Source organism: Paraburkholderia hayleyella (assembly GCF_009455685.1).
GTDB lineage: Bacteria > Pseudomonadota > Gammaproteobacteria > Burkholderiales > Burkholderiaceae > Paraburkholderia > Paraburkholderia hayleyella.
Genome location: NZ_QPES01000002.1, coordinates 130,903 through 150,364, shown reverse-complemented (window position 1 = coordinate 150,364; position 19,462 = coordinate 130,903). Strand labels below are relative to the sequence as shown.

The following is a 19,462-nucleotide window of genomic DNA, read 5'->3' as shown; positions in this document are numbered from 1 at the left end:
GATTTATCCGTGGTTGGCCAGCATGTATTCGTAATCGGCGCCCATCACCTGGGCAATCGGCACGCCATTCAGGAGCTTCTTGGCCATGGCGGCTTCCTTGCCTGCGATGTGTTCGGCGGCCGTCAGCACGCGCTCGATGTGTTGCACGGCAATGAAGATCACCGCGCTGTTATCGGCGATGACGTAATCGCCTGGGCTCACGCTCACCGTGCCGACACTCACCGGCACGTTGGTGCCGGCTTCCGCGACCCGGTTGCGTGCCGTGAAAGCCGTCAGGGCTCGCGCAAAAACCGGGAAACCGTATTGCCGCGCCTCGTCGATATCGCGCACCGGGCCATCGGCAATCACGCCTTCGATGCCGCGCAGCGATGCCCCTAGCGACAAGATCCCGCCCCAACTACCCGCGTCGAGGCCGGTGTGCTGCTCGACCACGATCACATCGCCGGGGCCCGCGAATTCGATCGCGGTGGTGCCCAGATGACGAGGTGCGGTACTGACGCTGCCGCCTGTGACATTCGCGGCCTGTGCGGCCTGTGCGGCGGCATGGGCCTTGGCCTCGATCAGCTTGACCGTCACCGCGCGGCCCGCAATCCGCTGCGTACCCGAGCGTTGCGGCAAACCCGTCACCGTTCCGGCCAGCCCGAGCTTGTCGAGCGCATCCGACACCGCGCAGCAGTCAAGCCGCTTCAGGCGCCGGGTGTAATCGTCTTCGTGATGCATGGTGAGGCTCTCCGTGGTCATTCCCAGCAGGCGAACGCCATGCCCGAGCCGGTCCCGGCCTCTGAGCGATAGCACGCCACGTAATCGATCAGCTTCATCGTTAGCCCAGCGCTACGTGCAATACCCACGAGCGGCAGCCAGCTTTTGATCTCTGAGGTGTTGCCGTTGAAATACGGCTCGGCAATGCCGCGCAACGTGTCTTCGTCGCCCAGCGCCAGGGCTTGCAATACGGTCTGGTCCAGCGCCTCGTCGACCACGAAATGGCTCATGCCACCCGAGGCCACCACGGCGACCCGCAAGCCCTCCGGCAAGCCGCGTAACGCGGTGCCCAGCGCATGACCGAGTGCCAGACAGCGCGCCACGCGAGGCTGGTTCGGCGCCACGCCGACGTTGAGAAAGAGCGGTATCGAAGGCGGCGGTGCATCGCGCATCACGCGGCGATAGACGAAACCAAACGCATGAGGAATGCCGTTTTGCCGATCACGGCCTTCGGGCAGGCGGCTCGATACCGCGATATCGAAGCCCGCCTCGCACAACGCTTCGACCAGTTGCGTCGCCTGTTCAGGCGCGCCGGGATACGTTGCGCCTTCGGGCGGGCAGTGCCCGTCTTCCGCTTCGGCGATACCCGGCGGCAAGCGCAAACGCTGGGCTTCGGCGAGCGGAATATTGTCGATCTGCGCGCCATTGAACAGCGTGATAGCCGGTGTCAGATCGTCCTTGAACACTTCGCGCTGATCGTTGCCCAGCACCAGCACCAGATCCGGCCGTGCAGCGGCAAAGCGTTCTGCTAGCGTGTCGAGGGCACGCTGGCAGGCGGCAAAACGCGCCTGCTTTTGTGCCTCGCTCGCGGCAGCGGCAAAACCGGGCGCGCGCGCCGCGAGCAGTTGCGCATAGTCATACACGCACCCCTGAAACCAGTGCGACGGATTCTTCATGTCGGCACCCGAGCGCAGATGCCACAACTCGGGGGGCATCGACAGCAAGGGGCCATGCGAAGCGGCAAACGCACCGACTAAGGTCGCCATGCGCATCTCCTGTGGACTAGTAAGGTCATCGCTACACGCCTGCGGTCAGGCGGCACGCGCGCTGCTGGAAACAGCACCAGCACCAGCACCAACGTCATCAAGGCGGAACACCTTGCGGGCATTGCCCGAAAAAATCTGCTGCTTCTCGGCGGCGCTCAGCCATTCGAAGCTTTCGATCAGCGGCCCGATATCATCGAGCCAGCGGCCTGTCTGCGGGTCTTGCACGGTGCCCACGCCCGGGCGCTCGGCACCGAAAATACAGCGGTCCGCCCCGACCGTTTTAATCAGCAGACGCAACGCTTCTGCCGAATACAGCACGGTGTCGTAATAGAGCCGGCGCAAGCTGTCGAGAAACGGCTCGCTGGCTCGCCCAGGACGCAGCGAGGGCGCCTGGAAGCGGCCAAACTGGTACGGCACCGCACCGCCGCCATGCGACACGACGATCTTCAGTTGCGGGAAATCCCTGAACACACGCGAGCGCGCCAGCGCCATCACCGCGACCGTTTCTTCGTTGATGAAGTGCAAGGAATAGTTATGCCGCTCGGAGCGGCACCCCGCCGAATGCAAATACGCGGGCACATCGAGCTCGACCAGCTTTTCGTACAGCGGATACCAGTACTCGCTGCCCAGATCGGGAACGTCATGGGTAGCGAGACCTTCGCTCGGATCCGTGTTGAGCAGCACGCCGACCAGACCCAGCTCCTTGATGCAACGTTCAAGCTCGGGCAGGCAACGGCTCACCGGTTCGCCATACGCTTGCGGCAAACCGCCGATGCCGCGAAACGTTTGCGGCACGAGACGCGCTTGCTGCGCGATGATGTCGTTGGTCTCTTCGGTGAACCAGTGAACGATCTTCGCCGGCTTCTCGCTATGCATCATCTGATATGGACGCGGCGAAATCAGTTGCAGGTCCGTGCCGATCTCGCGCAACTGCTCAAGGTGCGATTTGCTGCCGAAGGTCGGCGCATTGAGTACCGCGAGCATCTCGTCATCGCTGATTTGCGCGCTGCCACGGCCATGCGCGCCCCGATGGGAAACGAGGCCGGACTTCCAGACGTAAAGCGAATCGGGCGCGGTAACGTGCGCGTGCGCATCAATAATCATGAATGTCTCCATCAGTTTATGTATTGGGGGGAAGCACAGGCTGGGCTTGGGCCTGGGTTTAACTCACGCTACGGCTCCAGGCGGGCATGAAGCGCGCGCGCACGGTTTCGATGCGCGCCTGCATCAGTTGCCGCGCGAGCGCGACCTCGCCGCCGCACACGGCCTCAAACAGGCGGCGATGCGAAGCGATCACACGTTCAGCCGTATCCGCGTCGGTGAACGCCGCCAGCAGCGGCATCAGCATGAAGCGCAGCGCCTTGAACTGCGCCAGCAGCACACGGTTGCCGGAGGCTTCGACCAACGCCTCATGAAAACGCAACGAGGCCTCGGTAAAAGTATCGAGTTGCGTGCGCGCTGCCTCCACGGCATGCAATGCGTTTTCCAGGTTCTCGCGCTGCGCCGTGGTCATCCCCTGGGCGGCTTTTTCCGCAGCCAGCACTTCGAGCGCCATCTGCGCCTCGAACACTTCCAGCGCCTTCGCCCCGATCAGGCTCAACTGCACCGACAGCGCATCGGCAAAGCGTTCGAGATTGGCGGCGGCGATCCACGCCCCGCCCTTGGCGCCCATCCGGATCTCGACGATGCCGACGGCTTCCAGCGAGCGCAGCGCATCGCGCGCGGCCGTGCGGCTGACGCGGAACTGCTGTGCCAGCGAGGCTTCGCTTCCGAGAAAATCGCCCGCTTTCACCTGACGCGAGAAGAGCGCGGCGCGCACTTGCGCGGCAATCCGCCACGACAGTTTTTCCATCTGCACGGATTCCCAGACAGCAGACGCCGCGCCAGAACCGGCAACCTGTTCGTTGCTCTGTGCTAATCCGCGAGGCAGGAGTAAGGCTTCATCCATGACAGCCTCCTCACAACACCGCTTGCTGCACGAATTTGGTCACGAGATACGCCTGCAAACCTTCGATACCGTTTTCCGAACCGATCCCGCTTTCCTTCACGCCGCCAAACGGCACCTCGGCCCCTGACACCAGCATGCTGTTAATCCCGATCATGCCGGCCTCCAGCCCATTCGACAGTTGCAAGGCGCGCCGGTCCGAGCCGGTGAAGGCATAGGCGGCCAGGCCGTAATCGAGACGGTTCGCGCGCAGCAATACCTCTTCGATCGTGTCGAAGGCGCTCATGGGCACAACAGGGCCGAACGGCTCTTCATTCATGATGCGAGCGCTTTCCGGGACATCCGCCAGCACCGTCGGGGCGTAAAAGAAACCGGCTCGCTCAAGCCGGTGCCCACCCAGTGCGAGCCGTGCGCCGTGTGCCAGGGCATCCTGGACGAAAGCATCGGCCGCCGCGAGACGGCGCGCATTGGCGACGGGGCTGGCCTGCACGCCAGGTTCGAACGCCGAGCCCAGCTTGAGCTTCGACGCGACGTCCACGAAGGTGTCGAGAAACACGTCATACACGCCGCGCTGAATATAAAAACGCGTCGGCGAGATGCATGCCTGCCCCGCCTGACGAAACTTCGCTTGAGCCGTCAGGGTGGCAATGCGCTTCACGTCGACGTCATCACACACGATCATCGGCGCGTGCCCGCCTAGCTCCATCACGAGCTTTTTCAAACCGTTGTGCGCTGCAAGGCTGGCCAGATGCTTGCCCACCGGGATCGAACCCGTAAACGCCACCGCCTTGATCACGTTCGAGGCGATCAGATGCTCCGATACCTGAGCGGGCACGCCGAACACCAGGTTCAGCACGCCGGGGGGCAGGCCTGCGTCTTCGAAGCAGCGCACCATCGCTATCGTGGAGCCCGGGGTTTCTTCTGCAGCCTTCAGGATCACCGAACAACCCGCCGCCAGGGCCGCGGCCACCGTGCGCGCGGGGATGCGCACAGGGAAATTCCATGGCGTCAAGGCGGCGACAGGCCCCACCGGCACTTTCAGCACGAGCTGGCGCGAATGCGGCAAGGGCCCCGGCACGATACGGCCGTATGCACGCCGCCCTTCTTCGGCAAACCATTTGACGATATCGGCTGAGCTATGCGCTTCCTGCAAGCCATCGGCCAGCATCTTGCCGTGTTCGAAACTCATCAGCGTGCCGATCTGGTCGGCGCGTTCGTGCATCAGCGCGGCGGCTTGCTCCAGGATGCCGGAACGCTCGAGCGCACTCATCCGGGACCACACGGCAAACCCGGCAGCGGCAGCAGCCAGCGCGTCGTCGAGGTCGGCCACGGTGGCCAGCGGCAGATGCGCCAGCACGGTTTCATCGGCGGGATTGATGACAGGCTGCGTGGCGCGCCCCGTGGTGCGCCACTCGCCGTTGATAAACAACCCGAGTGGGATGTCGTAGTGTCTGCTGTGCATCTGCGTCTCCGATAAGCCCGATCAGGCACTCAAGCGTTATGCGCGGCAGGTTGCGCGCCATCGTCCAGGTTTGGGCTGGGCTGAGGCTCAAGGCCCATCGCGTCCAGAAAAGCACGGCGCACACGCTCGGGCTGCCCGGCCTGGAAACGGAAATCTTTCAGGTGATGACGCCAGAGCGGGTGGCTGGCGACTTCGGCGCGCGTCATCCCTTCAACGAACGTCGCACGCGCGGCGATCGGCAACTCGACACATTCATTGCGTTGCGGATCGCGGATCAGCCCCTTCGGCTCGCCGCCCTTCGCAATCACATCGAGCTCTTCAAAGAAGCGCCGGCGCAACATCACGATGCCGCGATCGCTGCTGCCGAGGTTTTCCTGAGTGCGGTCAGCAATCACGCCCTGCCCCGCCCATGCCACGAAATCCTGATTCATCACGTGGCTGGTAATCCATCGGCCCGTTTGCGGATCGGTCACCGGACCATGCCAGGTGGGGATGCTCGTCTGGGTGAAGGGCTCGCTTTCTTTCGGTACGCGCGTGAACGCCCAGGTCACGCTGAGCGTACGGAAATCGTCGATAGGGACGCGCCATTCAAAATGCTCGCCAAGGAAAAACGCATTCGGCCAGAGGCACACACGGCCAATCGACCAGAGCGGATCGTTCTCGTCGGCATCGCCACGCAAACGTTTGTAGATGAAACCGTATTCGAATTCGTCGAAATCGAGCTGCTTGTGGGTGGGCGAGTACGGACCTGTAGCGCCATTCAGGCGCGTCGTCCAGTTGTTGTGCATCCATTCGAAGTGGATCGGATCAATCGAATTTTCCTGGCATTGCAGCCAGTTACAGGGCACTTCGGAAATAACGATCTGGATAAAACCGTTTTGCCACGAGAACGGCTCCCAGTTCGGCACGAGCGGGGCCGGCTGCGGCCCAAGATAAGCCCATAGCATCCCGGCTTTTTCCTGCACCGGATAAGCCTTGATTTTCACGCGCTCCTTAAGCTTGAGCTGCGGATGGGCAACGTCTTCATACGGCTGCTCGGCACACTTGCCATCCTGCTCATAAAGCCAGCCGTGATAGTTGCAGCGCAAGCCACATTTTTCGACAAAGCCATAAGCCAGATCGGCACGGCGGTGCGGGCACTGGCGATCAATCAGGCCAAAGTTGCCGCTCAGATCCTTGTACAGCACGAGGTCTTCGCCCAGCAACCGCACGGGCTTGACGGAGACTTCATCGAATTCGCTCACGCCGGCGATGGGCATCCAGTAGCGGCGCAGCAGTTCGCCCATGGGCTCGCCAGGACCGACCTTCGTCAAAAGCTCGTTTTTTGCTTGGGACAACATTTTTTTCAGTCTCCATTGTTATCGCGGGCCGGCTTGTCGTCAGCGGATGGCCAGCTCTAGCTACGGGCAAACAATAATACACATTAAATATGTAGACATGCTGGGTAGAACCCTTGGTATCGGCTGCTTTTACGTCAAGGGCAAAAGCTTGCTCGTGCCATGTTGATAATATATATTATAGATATACACATGTGCAATAAATTTGCAGCACACTGCCCTCAAGGCTCGGGACAGAGCCAGCAAATCGAAGGCAACGAAGGCGACATACAGGAAGGAGACTATGACTACGCTACAAGTGCGGCTTCACGCGGTCACCTATGAGGCACCCGCGATCAACACCTACGAACTGCGCGCCGCCGATGGCGCCGCGCTGCCCAGTTTCACGGCTGGCGCGCATATCGACGTGCATCTGCCCAACGGCATGACACGGAGTTACTCGCTATGCAACGCGCCGCATGAGACCCACCGCTACGTGCTGGGCGTCAACCGTGATCCGGCTAGCCGGGGAGGCTCGCAATACCTGCATGAAACCTTGCGCACAGGCACGCTGTTAGCCATCAGCGCGCCGCGCAATCATTTCCCTCTGGTTGATGACGCGCCACACACCGTACTGATCGCAGGCGGCATCGGCATTACGCCGCTGCTCAGCATGATCCAGCGGCTTGAACAGCTCGGACGCTCATGGGAGCTGCATGACTGCACACGCACCCGCGCTGCGGCAGGTTTTGTCGCAACCCTTGAGCCTTACGGTTCACGTGTGCACTGGCATCACGATGCCGAGCCCGATGGTGTACAGCTCGATCTGGCGGCACTGCTCAAACGCCATGCACCCACCACGCACTTTTACTGTTGTGGCCCAACGGGCATGCTGAAGAGCTTCGAAGCGGCGGCCGCCACCTGCGACGGCGCACGCGAGCGCTTTCATGTGGAATATTTCGCCGCGAGGGAAGCCCCCGCTGCGGACGGCGGTTTTACGGTGCAGCTCGCACGCTCCCAACGTCTGATTCAGGTCAGCAAGGGCCAAACGATTCTGGATGCGCTGCTTGGAGCAGGCGTGGAGGTCAGCTATTCGTGTTCACAAGGCGTGTGCGGCACTTGCGAAACCCGTGTACTGGAGGGCCAGCCGGACCACCGGGACATGGTGCTGACCCAAAGCGAACAGGACACCAACCGCTCGATGATGATTTGTTGCTCGGGCAGCAAGAGCGCGTGTCTGGTGCTAGACCTGTAACAACGCGCGAGCAAGTAGCGTGTAATTGATAATCTATATAACCGTATGATGATTTGTCTGTCATGTTAACATCTCGCCTGCCTAACCGGGCTACAACGCGCGGGCTACAACGCGTGCGGGCTACAACACGCAGGCTACACGCGGATAACCATGCGGAGCAATCCAGCAAGGCAACACAGCACAGTGCAGTGGCACAGCCGTGCGCAACCCGCCGCCGGTTCATACAACACAAATGCTTAGGCCAGGAGAAACAATTTGAAAAATGACGCCGTTGGAGTGGCGCCGCTCTGGGAGCCGGTACAGACGGAAACCCTGTCCTGGCGCATCGTCTCGCAAGTCAGAAGCGCGGTTTTTTCCGGCCAGATCAAGGCGGGAGAGTTTCTGGGTAGCGAAACCTCGTTATCCGCCCAGTTCAATGTCAGCCGCATGGCCGCGCGCGATGCGCTGCGCACGCTCGAAGCGGTCGGCATCGTGCAGATTCGCATGGGCGCCAAGGGCGGTGCCTGGATCGCACCGGGCAATCCCGAACGCTTCGCCGATGCACTCGCCATCCAGTTGCATCTGATTGGCGTCAGCGCTGAAGAAATCTTCGATGCGCAAGTCGCCATTGAAGTCACCTCCGCGGAACTCGCCGCGCAAAACGCCACGCCCGACGATCTCACCAAACTGCAAACCGTGCTCGCCGAACTCGAGGCGTTGCGCGCCGAGCCGCTGACCTTCACCGATGCTTCCATGCGCTTTCGTGAGGCGATTGTCGAAGCCTCGCATAACCGCGTGCTACTGGCGCAATTTCGTGGCCTGCGTTTCGTCCTGCAACCCCTGCTCGAACCCAACACCACGCGTACCATCGCCACGCGAGTGATCCGCTCGCACAAGGCCGTGCTGGACGCCATCGCGGCACACGACAGCACCCTGGCACGTGAGCTCATGCTGGAGCGGGTCAAGGCGATCCGCTCGAAGGTACTCTCCGGCACCGCCACGCTCCATGCCGAAGACGAATAGCACGCACCGTTAATTGATAAACCTCACCATGCGTAATTCATCTAATACGTCTGAGGCTTTACGCGCGCTGCGGCAAGTCGCCGATCTGCCCTGCCCCCCAGGCTTGCCCTTGCTGGGCAACCTGCATCAGATCATCACCAGGAAACAGCATCTGACGCTGGAGCGCTGGGCGGCTGACCTTGGCACACCCTATCGCCTTCGGATCTGCGGCAAGCCCATCATCGTCTGGACCGACGCCGAACTGTGCCAGGCCATTTCGCGCGAGCGGCCTCATCGTTACCGCCGCTTCGCGCCGCTCGAAACCGTGCTGGAAGAAATGGGCTGCAATGGCCTCTTTTCCGTTGAAGGCGTGGCCTGGGAGCCGCAACGCAAGCTCGTGATGCAAGCGCTGTCGATACCCAACATCAAGTCGTTCTACCCCACACTCCACGACATCACTCAACGGCTACACGCACGTTGGCAACGTGCCGCCGCCCGCGGCACGACGGTCGAAATGACCGAGGACTTCAAACGATATACCGTCGATATCACCAGCGCGCTGGCATTCGGCGAAGATCCACGCACGCTCGATGCCGAAGGCAGCGTGATCCAGGAGCCTCTGGCGTTGATCCTGCCCACAGTGATGTCGCGTACCAATACGCCGTTTCCGTACTGGCGCTATCTGAAACTGCCGCGCGACCGACGCGTCGAGCAGGCCTTAACCGAACTTCATCGATATGTGCGCCAGTTGATGCAGCGCGCCCGCGAGCGCATGCAAAACGAGCCCACCGAACACCCGCGTCATTTTCTCGAAGCGATGCTGCGTCTGCGCGACACGCCCGGCTCTGGCCTCAGCGACGACCAGGTCGCGGCCAACGTATTCACGCTGTTGCTGGCCGGAGAAGACACCACGGCCAACTCGCTTTCATGGACTTTGTTGTACGCCACGCAAGCCCCCCTGCAACAGCGCCTCGCCGATACAGCCCGCGCGGCGCTGGGCACCCATACGGTTTGCCCTGACTACGCGGGGCTGAAAGCGCTCGATCTGTTCGAAGCCGTCTGCACCGAAGCAAGCCGCTTCCGCCCGGTCGCGGCAGTCAGCACCTTCGAGCCGCTCGAAGACGTCTGTCTGCAGAACGTGCAGATCCCGGCGGGCACCACGATGTTCTTTCTGAGCCGGCCCTCGATGCAGGACGAACGGCATTTCGCCGAGCCGCAAACATTCGATGTCGAGCGCTGGCTACGCGAACGCGATGCACACTCCGGCGCGCATGACCCGCGCGCCTATCTGCAGTTTGGCGCGGGACCGCGTGTGTGCCCAGGACGGCATCTGGCCAACGTGCAAATGCGCCTCGCGCTTTCGATGCTGTTCGCAAACTTCGACGTTGAACTGATGATTGATCCCGCCCAAATCAAAGAGACCAGCGCCTTCACGATGATGCCCGATACCGTACCCGTGCGGCTGACGGAGCGCCGCCGCCCAACCTCAAGCCTTAACGCTTGACCTGAAGCGTTAAGCCTCACGCTCCAGCTTTAAGCGTTTGATAAAACGCCACAACGCATCCCCTGTCGAATACGGCACGTTAAAGCGAAACCATGCGCTAGGCGCATCCGCTGGGCGGAAGTACGCACCGGGCGCGAGCCAGATGCCATCGGCCAGCGCGGCGGTCGCCACGGCCGTGGCACTAGCGGGATCGACCGGCAGCCGCGCCCAGACGAACAGCCCTGCACGGGGGCGATGAAACACCGCCAGTCCCAGCTCATCGAGCCGCTCTTCGACAATGGCATGAGCGCCGCGCAAGCGCTCGGTGAGCGCCTCGACATAATGCGTGTGACGCCCTTCGAGCAACACCTTGTCCACGATCCGCTCAGTCGCCTCTGACGAGGTTAGCCCGACCGCCATCTTGAAGCGCGCCAGCTCACGCAGCACCTCACGCTCGGCCACGATATAGCCGCAACGCAGCGCCGGTGTCACCGTCTTTGAAAAACCGCCGACATAGATCACCCGTTGCAAGCCATCCAGCGCTGCGAATAACGGCGCGCCCACCGGAGCAAGCTCACGGCTGACATCGTCTTCGATGAGCCACATCTGCTCACGCTGCACCAGCCGCAGCAACTGGAAAGCACCCGCCATGCTGTAACTCGCACCGGTCGGATTTTGCAGCGTGGTATTAACGAAAATCGCTTTCGGCCGGTGTGCGGCAACCAGCGCTTCCAGCTCCACGAGATCGACCCCGCTGGATGTGCGTGACACGCCATGCACTTCAAGACCCGCCAGCCGAAGAATCTGCAGCAGGTTGCAATAACCCGGATCCTCGACAATGACCCGATCCCCCGGACGTAGCAGCGTGCGCACGATCAGATCGAGCGCCTGGGTCGCGCCTTGGGTCAAAAGCACATCCGCTACATCGAGCGGTAGGCCATAGCGGTCGAGTTGCGCCACGATACGCTCACGCAGTGGCGCAAAACCACAGGGCTGGCCGTAATCGCCCAGACGCACCGCCGGCACCCGGCTCACGGTGCGTAGCGCCTGTTGCAAGCCGCGCTGGTTGAGCCATTCGTTCGGCAACCAGCCCCCTCCGGCTTTCACCGGCACCGAATGATCCGCGAACACATCCGATAGCAGCCACGTCGCGCCGAGGCTGGGCGGCTGCCATTCGACGGCGCGCGTTGAGCGTCCGGGAGTGTCACGGGGCAAGACCCGGTAACCGGACCCCCGCCGCGCCACCACCAGGCCCGCCGCTGCGAGCCGGTTATACGCTTCCATCACCGTGAAGGTGCTCAAGTGATGCAGGCGCGCCAGTTGCCGCACCGAAGGCAGCCGGGCCCCGGCACGCAGCGTCTGCTTTTCGATCGCCTCGGTAAAGCCCTGCACGAGCTGCTCGACCAGCGTATGCGGCGCGCCAGACTCACGTTTGAGTTCAAGTTCGATCATCGGAAACCCGGATAAAACCACTGCGGACAATCAAAGCCACGGCCAGGCCACAACCGGGCAATGAACCAAACAGAAGACAGAAACGAATAAGGATCATAAGGACCAAAAGCAGCACCAGCACAGTTATCGCGTACCGGACAGTACAGTTATTAGCACCAGCGCAGCAACTGTTTATGTCCAGCCTTTGCCCCCCAACGCTACAGTGGCCGTTACTTTTGGAGAAGAAACCGATGACTTCACAGCCCATCAGCGACGATCTGTCTGCATTCTGGATGCCATTCACCGCCAACCGCCAGTTCAAAAGCGCCCCGCGTCTACTGGCGTCGGCTAAAGGCATGATTTACCGCACGCCGGATGGACGCGAAGTACTCGACGCTTGCGCGGGGCTGTGGTGTGTCAACGCGGGCCACTGCCGCGAGGAAATTATCAGCGCGATCACGCAGCAACTCGCCACGCTTGATTTCGGGCCCACCTTCCAGATGGGCCACCCCGTCGCGTTCGAAGCCGCGACTCAAGTCGCGGCCTTGATGCCCGCAGGGCTCGACCGGATCTTCTTCACCAACTCGGGCTCTGAAGCAGTGGACACCGCGCTGAAAATCGCACTCGCCTGGCATCGGGCACGCGGCGAAGGCCAGCGCACCCGTCTGATCGGCCGCGAGCGCGGCTATCACGGTGTGGGTTTTGGCGGCATCTCGGTCGGCGGCATCGCGCCCAATCGCAAAACGTTCTCCGGCGCCCTGCTACCCGCCGTCGATCACCTGCCGCATACGCATAACCTTGAACACAATGCATTTACCAAAGGCCAGCCCGGCTGGGGCGAACATCTGGCGGATGAACTGGAGCGCCTCGTCACCTTGCACGACGCTTCGACCATCGCCGCGGTGATCGTCGAACCCGTTGCAGGATCGACCGGAGTACTCATTCCGCCGAAGGGCTATTTGCAAAAATTACGCGACATCTGCACGAAGCACGGCATCTTGCTGATTTTCGACGAGGTGATTACCGGTTTTGGCCGTCTCGGCGCACCCACGGCAAGCACGTATTTTGGCGTTACGCCGGACCTGCTGACAATGGCCAAGGCCATCAACAACGCGGCGATTCCGATGGGAGCAGTCGCCGCTAGCCGCACGATTCACGACACCATCATGAATAGCGGTGCGCCGGGGGCCATCGAACTCTTTCATGGCTATACCTATTCGGCCCATCCCGCTGCGGCGGCCGCCGCCGTGGCAACACTGGAGCTGTATCGCCGCGAAGACCTGTTCGCACGCGCCGCCACGCTTGCGCCCACGTTTGAAAACGCCGCCCATGCGTTACGCGATGCCCGACATGTCAAAGACATCCGCAATCTGGGCCTCGTGGCGGGCATTGAACTGGAGCCTCGCCACGGCGCTCCCGGCGCACGCGCCTATGAAGCGTTTGTCAAATGCTTTGAGGCGGGTGTGCTGGTGCGCTTTACGGGCGATATTCTGGCGTTTTCGCCGCCGTTGATCATCAACGAAGCACAAATTGCGCAGGTGTTCGAGACGGTGCGCAAGGTGCTGGCAACGGTCGAATGAGCGGTCGAATGAGCGCTTGAATCAACGGCTGGTTCGCGTGCGGGTTTCGGCAGGAAAGAAACTGAAGGAACGTGCGGAACAGCGTGCAATAGCGCGAAAAGCTGGGACGGCGCGCCTGATCTGGACAGGTGCCGCCCCATCCCAGAGCCGCAATGGCGCACCATGATGCGTCTATCCGTTGATCTCTCGATCTCTCTATACCGGTTTGGCCGGCGCATTTCGTGAATGCATGCGCGACGTAAGCGCATGCTTAACCAGCAGCGCTATTGCCGCAACCAGTGCGGGCAACGACAGCCACGAGAAAATCGCGCTGAAACCGAAATGCGCCTGCAGCAGCAAGCCTCCAGAAAATGCCCCCACAATGCCGCCCACTCGCCCCATGCCCAGCATCCATGCCACGCCAGTGGCCCGGCCACTGGTCGGATAAAACCTGGAAGCCAGCGTGGGCAACGATGATTGCGCCCCGTTCATGAACATACCTGCCACAAACGTGACGCTTGCCAGAAACGGCAGATAATCGACCTCCTGCCCCACCATCCAGACGAGAAGCGCAGTCAGACCAAAACCCGTCGCAATCACCCGATGCGGCTCAAAACGGTCCATCAACCAGCCCATGCCAATCGCGCCAGGCACGCCACCCAGCTGAAAGAGCGCGGCCACGAGGACACCTTCGTGTGCAGCGAAGCCCTCTTCGTGCATCAGCGCAGGCAGCCAGCCCGTCAGCAGGTAATACACCAGCAGGCCGTTAAAGTAAGTCAGCCAAAGCATCGCCGTGCCGCCCCTGAAGCGTCGTGACAACACCACCGATAGCCCCGATAGCCGGCGCATCGGAGCCTCGCCGGACAATACGAACCGTGTCTGTCCGAACGATCTGTCAGGTGCCAGGCGCCGCAACACCAGAGCGACTTTCGTTGCAGGAAAACCTCGCAGCACCATGAAGCGGATGGATTCCGGCAGCGCCAGCGACACCACGAACAGCACCAGCGGAATCATGCCGCCCAGAAGGAACGTACTGCGCCAGCCGTAAAGCGGAATCAGCAGCGCTGCAACGAGCCCCCCCGCCGCCGCCCCCAGCGTGAAGCCACAAAACATGGTGTTGACCAGCAACGAGCGGCAACGCGCAGGCGCAGATTCGTACATGAGTGCCGTCATGCAGGGCATCGCCGCGCCTAACCCAAGGCCCGTCAACAGCCGGAGCACCAGCAACTCCGTGAGCGACCCGGCAAAGGCACACGCCAGGCTGAACGCAGCGAAAAGCAGCACCGCACCCAGCAGCACCTTCTTGCGACCTATCCGGTCAGCCAGTGGGCCGGCGACCAGCGCGCCTGGTGCGAGACCCACCAGCGCAGCGCTCATGACCGGTATCAGCTCAACGATCGACAGATCCCATTGCGTGCTAAGCGCAGGCACAACGAAACCCATGGCGACGGTATCAAACCCATCCATCACGATGATTAGAAAACACAACGTGAAAATGAACCATTGATACGGCGAGAACCGCAGTTCATCGATGAACTGCTGCACATCGAGCGTGTGAGGCATGGCTGCCATATGGGCCTCCTTTTGCCCTGCCGCTTCTGGCCAGGGCGAATCTGGAGTCATGCGGTTCTGGCTGCGCGGCTGCGGTCACGCTGTTTCAGATCGTCGGATCGCCCCAGCCTGAAACGGCATCGCCATTGTGCCCGCCAGCAGCATGCACTCCTGCACATTCATTCAGATGGCATTGCTTGCGCTATCGTCTTCGGCAAATATCCTGTCGGCCAGATGAAATGCTGAATTGGCCGCCGGCACACCGCAATAAATGGCGGCTTGCAACAGGACTTCCTTGATTTGCATACGCGTCACGCCATTGTTTTTTGCCGCGCGCAGATGCAGCGCCAACTCCTCGCTGCGATTGAGCGCCACCATCATCGCAATCGTCAGCAAGCTGCGCGTATGGCGTGGCAAACCGTCCCGGGTCCAGATCTCGCCCCACGCATAGCGCGTGATCAAATCCTGGAACTCGTGATTCATCTCCGTGCGCGTCGCCAGTGAACGCTCTACATGAGCCTCGCCCAACACAGCACGGCGCACGCTCAGACCCGCCAGGTAGCGCTCTTCGTCGTTCATTAGCGTTCCTTGAGGAAGTTCAGCACGGTCTGCGTGAATAATTGAGCTTGCTCGATATTCGACACATGCGCGGCGTCAAGTTCGACATAACGCGACCCGGCAATGCCATCAGCCAGCTCACGGCCCTGCCCAGGTGTTGTAGCCCGATCATGCATACCTGCCAGCACCAGCGTGGGCGCGGTGATACGTGAGATCTCCGGGCGCAGGTCAGCGGCGTTAAGGGCATCGCAATTTGCCGCATAGCCTTCGCCGCTGGTATGCACGAGCACATCGCGCATCGCGGCCAGCACCAACGGCTCCCGGGCAATAAAGCTGGCTGAAAACCAGCGTGGCATCAACACATCAACCAGTGCAGCCAGCCCTTCGCTACGGGCTTTCGCGGCCCGTGGCAGCCACACCTCGGACGTACCAATACGCGCCGCCGTATTGCACAACGCCACACGAGAAAAACGCGACGCATGCCGCGCTGCCAGCGCGATGCCCGTCAGGCCCCCCATGGATAATCCACAAAAATGCGCCCGTTCAATCTTGAGATGATCCATCAGGCCAAGCACATCACCGCTCAATTGTTCAATCGTGTAGGGCCCCGGCGGCACATCCGAATGGCCATGGCCACGCGTGTCGTAACGCAACACGCGAAACTGCTGTGCCAGCGCCTCAATTTGAGGCGCCCACATCGACAGATCACTGCCAAGCCCATTCGACAGGATGACCCAGGGAGCATCGTGTTGCTGCTCACCATCGAGCCGGTAATGAAGCTGGATACCGTTAACTGCGGCGTAAGGCATATCGTCGACTCCTGCGTTAAATGACAAAGTACTTAAGACGTTTCAGACCATCAGGTGCAATTGGCACGTGCGGTATAGAGGGCGAGCACGGCATCGACCTGCGCGCACGCCTGGCCGATGTAATGAGCGGGGTCCAGAAGTTGCCTGAGCTCGGACGGTGGCACATGTTGTGTCACCGAGGGATTGTCCGCGAGGACTTCAAACAGCGTGCGCCCGTTTTGTAGCGCAGCTTTCGATGCCTGCTCAACCAGCCGGTGCGCGTCGAGCCGCCCGATTTGCTCACCCAGCGCAAGCATTACGGCTTCGCCGAGAATCAGCCCATGCGTCATCTCAAGATTGGTAGCGAGACGTTGCTCGTCCACTTGGAGCCCAGCAATGATTTGTCCGGTTTGCGCCAGCGCACCGCCAGCAATCCGCGCGAGATCGGGCAACGCCTCCCACTCCGCTTGCCAGCCACCCAGCGCGCGTTCATGCTCTTGCACCATGCCTGCCAGCACCGTGGCAACCAGCCCTGGCGCACGCATCGCCGCGCTCAGCACCGCCGCGCAACCCACTGGATTGCGCTTGTGCGGCATCGTGGACGAGCCACCCTTACCCGCTGCCGCAGCTTCGGCCAGTTCGCCAACCTCGGTTTGCATTTGCAGGGAGAGATCGCGGGCTACTTTGCCCAGCGTACCCGTCAGCATACCCAGGTAAGTCGCGGCTTCAGCAATGCGGTCACGCTGCGTGTGCCACGGTAATGTGGGAAGCGCCAGCCCAAGCTCCGCAGCCAGCGTTTGCGTTACAGCAGGCGCTGCATCGCGCAAGCTGGCCAGGGTGCCTACCGCGCCGCCGAATTGCAGCACCAGCATGCGCGTGCGCAACGCTTCGAGACGCTCACCGTGACGCAGCATCGCGTCCAGCCATTGGGCAAACTTCAGCCCCAGCGTAACCGGCAATGCCTGCTGCAGCCAGGTACGGCCTGCCATGAGGGTCGTCCGATGCGCCTGCGCTTGCCTTGCCAGCGCGGCACAGGCTGCCCTCAAGCCTTCGTCGAGCAGCACAAAGGTATCGCGCAGTTGCAGCACCGTGGCGGTATCAATGATGTCCTGGCTCGTCGCGCCCCAATGGACGTACTTCGCCGCGGCGGCATCAAGCTGCTTCACCCGCGCGGTGAGCTGCTTCACTAGCGGAATCGCCAGATTACCGGCCAGCGCGGCATCACGCGCCAGCGCCTCGGCATCAAGACAGGCGGCATCGCAAGCCGCTTCAATGAACCCCACCGCACCCGACGGGATCACACCGTGCGCCGCGCAAGCTCGTGCCAGCGCAGCCTCGACATCCAGCATGCGTTGCAAGGTGACGTGCGGCGACCAGATGTCGTTCATCAGCGGCGTGCCGCAAATCAGGCGAGTCAGGCGAGCGCTGGTATCGGGCATGGAAATAAAGACCGGAAAGAAGAAAAGTGAAAGTGCCCAGCGTAGCCAGGAGGACCATGCGGCTGCGAGGCCTGGCGCGCTGTGAATGCCGGCACGCCACGCCACGAAGCTCAAACGGACAACAGGGCCTTAAGGCGTGTCTGCCCGCTTATCAGATAACGTTGCTGCCATTGCTGCCGTTGCTGTATTAAGTTGTGGCATCAATGAGCGGCACGCCTGTCAGCCGGGACAATTCAGCAAAATCAATATCGGAGAATATTTCCCGGACAACGAGACCCTCGGCTGTCACATCCAGCAGCGCCAGATCCGTGTAAATCCGGTCCACGCAGCCCACGCCAGTCACTGGATACGAGCACGCGGCCGCGATCTTGCTCTCGCCCTGTCTGGTCAGATGCTCCATCATCACGTAGACCTGCCTTGCACCTAGCGCCAGATCCATCGCGCCGCCAACCGCGGGAATCGCGTCCGGTGCGCCGGTGTGCCAGTTCGCCAGATCGCCTGTAACCGACACCTGGAACGCGCCCAGCACACAAAAATCCAGGTGACCGCCACGCATCATCGCAAACGAATCAGCATGGTGAAAATACGCGCCGCCACGCAGCAAGGTGACGTACTGTTTGCCAGCATTGATCAGTTCGTCATCTTCCTCGCCGGGAGCCGGAGCCGGGCCCATGCCTAACAGGCCATTCTCGCTATGGAGGAAGATTTCACGCTCAGTGCCAAGGTGATTGGCCACTAGCGTCGGCACGCCAATCCCGAGGTTCACATACGCGCCCTCGGGAATATCCTGGGCCACACGTTGGGCCATTTGATCGCGGGTAAGTCGTTTCATTGCCGGTTCCTCCTCAGGCGGACGTCATGGAGCGATGCGCCGAAACGCCCTGTACCGCATGTGCGACCTGCGGCACTTCAACGACCCGTTGCACGAAGATGCCCGGTGTGATGATGACCTCGGGGTCCAGCACACCAAGCGGCACAACCTGGGACACCTGTACGATCGCGGTTTTGGCCGCGCTGGCCATGATGGGCCCGAAATTGCGAGCTGTCTTGCGATATACCAGATTGCCCCAGCGATCGCCCTGATACGCCTTGATCAGAGCGAAATCAGCGGCAAGCGGTGTCTCAAACACATAATGACGGCCGTCGATCAGCCGGGTTTCCTTGCCTTCGGCCAGCTTTGTGCCATAACCCGTTGGAGTGAAAAACCCACCAATGCCCGCGCCCGCAGCACGAATCCGTTCGGCCAGATTGCCTTGAGGTACGAGCTCCAGCTCGATCTCACCAGCGCGGTACAACGCATCGAACACGTAAGAATCCGTCTGGCGCGGAAACGAACAGATGATTTTGCGCACACGTTTAGCTTTGAGTAGCGCCGCAAGGCCGATCTCGCCGTTACCGGCATTGTTATTGACAATCGTGAGATCGCGCGCACCCTGTTCGATCAGCGCGTCGATCAGTTCAGACGGCATACCTGCCGTGCCAAAACCACCGATCATCACCGTCGCACCGTCGTGAATATCAGCCACAGCGGCCTGAAGTGAAGCAAAAATCTTGTTAACCATCCTGGATTCCTTTTAAAACACTGGAATTGACCACTGGGTGCGCATGCAACTCCGTGAATCTTGTTCGCGTAGAAACATTGCTTCGCTTAACGAATTTACCGGCGCATTATCTGTGTCGTCCAGAAGCACTGTCAAGGCAACTCCGAGCCAGCCTACCCGCGTTTCATGTCAAGCTTTATTGTGCAATTCGGCCTGAAAATACGGCCCTGCGCTGCTTTCCACCTGGTGCCTGCACCATCGCCTCCAAACAGCTCGGATACTGCGAATTCATCTGCCCTAACCCGCACATGTTGCTTCGGACAACATGCAATTTATGATACGTCCCAGCGTTACGGGAAGCAGAGTGGCAGGATCACGACCATACAGGGTAGGAGTTTGAACGCCGCC

General features: G+C 61.2%; 17 protein-coding genes. 4 read left to right on the top strand and 13 right to left on the bottom strand.

Annotated elements, in window-relative coordinates; translation table 11 throughout:
• Positions 1–3: 3 nt before the first annotated feature.
• Genes GH657_RS15065 through GH657_RS15040 form a run of 6 tightly spaced genes read right to left on the bottom strand, consistent with a single transcriptional unit; the run spans position 4 to position 6,492 of the window.
• Positions 4–720, bottom strand: coding sequence for an RraA family protein (locus GH657_RS15065; protein ID WP_153101866.1), 717 nt, complete (start codon positions 718–720; stop codon positions 4–6).
• Positions 721–737: 17 nt separating this feature from the next.
• Positions 738–1,745, bottom strand: a complete 1,008-nt coding sequence (locus GH657_RS15060; RefSeq protein WP_174769990.1) for a DODA-type extradiol aromatic ring-opening family dioxygenase — start codon at positions 1,743–1,745, stop codon at positions 738–740.
• Positions 1,746–1,790: 45 nt separating this feature from the next.
• Complete coding sequence (locus GH657_RS15055) at positions 1,791–2,849, bottom strand: amidohydrolase family protein (protein ID WP_153101864.1); 1,059 nt, start codon at positions 2,847–2,849, stop codon at positions 1,791–1,793.
• 58 nt (positions 2,850–2,907) lie between these two features.
• The gene (locus tag GH657_RS15050) at positions 2,908–3,693 is read right to left on the bottom strand and encodes a FadR/GntR family transcriptional regulator (RefSeq protein WP_153101863.1); all 786 of its coding nucleotides are present in this window, start codon (positions 3,691–3,693) and stop codon (positions 2,908–2,910) included.
• Positions 3,694–3,703: 10 nt separating this feature from the next.
• Positions 3,704–5,152 (bottom strand): NAD-dependent succinate-semialdehyde dehydrogenase, encoded by a 1,449-nt coding sequence (locus GH657_RS15045; protein ID WP_153101862.1) that lies wholly within the window; start codon positions 5,150–5,152, stop codon positions 3,704–3,706.
• Between the two features lie 29 nt (positions 5,153–5,181).
• Positions 5,182–6,492 (bottom strand): aromatic ring-hydroxylating oxygenase subunit alpha, encoded by a 1,311-nt coding sequence (locus GH657_RS15040; RefSeq protein WP_153101861.1) that lies wholly within the window; start codon positions 6,490–6,492, stop codon positions 5,182–5,184.
• A 280-nt stretch (positions 6,493–6,772) separates the two neighbouring features.
• On the opposite strand from GH657_RS15040, the gene GH657_RS15035 reads away from it, so the two are divergent.
• The 3 genes from GH657_RS15035 to GH657_RS15025 all read left to right on the top strand — a co-directional run bounded on the left by GH657_RS15035 (position 6,773) and on the right by GH657_RS15025 (position 10,208).
• Positions 6,773–7,723, top strand: coding sequence for a PDR/VanB family oxidoreductase (locus tag GH657_RS15035; protein WP_153101860.1), 951 nt, complete (start codon positions 6,773–6,775; stop codon positions 7,721–7,723).
• 255 nt (positions 7,724–7,978) lie between these two features.
• Positions 7,979–8,725 carry a FadR/GntR family transcriptional regulator gene (locus tag GH657_RS15030; RefSeq protein WP_153101859.1) on the top strand — a complete coding sequence of 249 codons (747 nt, stop codon included), beginning with the start codon at positions 7,979–7,981 and terminating at the stop codon, positions 8,723–8,725.
• Between the two features lie 28 nt (positions 8,726–8,753).
• Positions 8,754–10,208, top strand: a complete 1,455-nt coding sequence (locus GH657_RS15025; RefSeq protein ID WP_153101858.1) for a cytochrome P450 — start codon at positions 8,754–8,756, stop codon at positions 10,206–10,208.
• Between the two features lie 9 nt (positions 10,209–10,217).
• Here the strand turns inward: GH657_RS15025 and GH657_RS15020 are convergent, their stop codons facing one another.
• Positions 10,218–11,639, bottom strand: coding sequence for an aminotransferase-like domain-containing protein (locus GH657_RS15020; protein WP_153101857.1), 1,422 nt, complete (start codon positions 11,637–11,639; stop codon positions 10,218–10,220).
• A gap of 230 nt (positions 11,640–11,869) precedes the next feature.
• On the opposite strand from GH657_RS15020, the gene aptA reads away from it, so the two are divergent.
• Positions 11,870–13,198, top strand: a complete 1,329-nt coding sequence (gene aptA, locus GH657_RS15015; protein ID WP_153101856.1) for an omega-aminotransferase AptA — start codon at positions 11,870–11,872, stop codon at positions 13,196–13,198.
• Between the two features lie 195 nt (positions 13,199–13,393).
• On the opposite strand, the gene GH657_RS15010 is transcribed toward aptA, so the two are convergent.
• The 6 genes from GH657_RS15010 to GH657_RS14985 form a co-directional block, all read right to left on the bottom strand.
• Entirely contained in the window at positions 13,394–14,749 is a 1,356-nt protein-coding gene (locus tag GH657_RS15010) for an MFS transporter (protein WP_174769989.1), read from the bottom strand.
• Between the two features lie 162 nt (positions 14,750–14,911).
• A complete protein-coding gene (gene pcaC, locus GH657_RS15005) occupies positions 14,912–15,307 on the bottom strand; it encodes a 4-carboxymuconolactone decarboxylase (RefSeq protein WP_153101855.1) in 396 nt (131 codons plus the stop codon).
• Positions 15,307–16,095 carry a 3-oxoadipate enol-lactonase gene (gene pcaD / locus GH657_RS15000; protein ID WP_153101854.1) on the bottom strand — a complete coding sequence of 263 codons (789 nt, stop codon included), beginning with the start codon at positions 16,093–16,095 and terminating at the stop codon, positions 15,307–15,309. Before pcaD ends, pcaC begins: the two co-directional genes overlap by 1 nt.
• 50 nt (positions 16,096–16,145) lie before the next feature.
• Positions 16,146–17,513 carry a 3-carboxy-cis,cis-muconate cycloisomerase gene (locus GH657_RS14995; protein WP_153101853.1) on the bottom strand — a complete coding sequence of 456 codons (1,368 nt, stop codon included), beginning with the start codon at positions 17,511–17,513 and terminating at the stop codon, positions 16,146–16,148.
• Between the two features lie 187 nt (positions 17,514–17,700).
• Positions 17,701–18,345, bottom strand: coding sequence for a 3-oxoacid CoA-transferase subunit B (locus GH657_RS14990; protein ID WP_153101852.1), 645 nt, complete (start codon positions 18,343–18,345; stop codon positions 17,701–17,703).
• Between the two features lie 13 nt (positions 18,346–18,358).
• Complete coding sequence (locus GH657_RS14985) at positions 18,359–19,075, bottom strand: 3-oxoacid CoA-transferase subunit A (RefSeq protein ID WP_153101851.1); 717 nt, start codon at positions 19,073–19,075, stop codon at positions 18,359–18,361.
• Between the last annotated feature and the right edge of the window lie 387 nt (positions 19,076–19,462).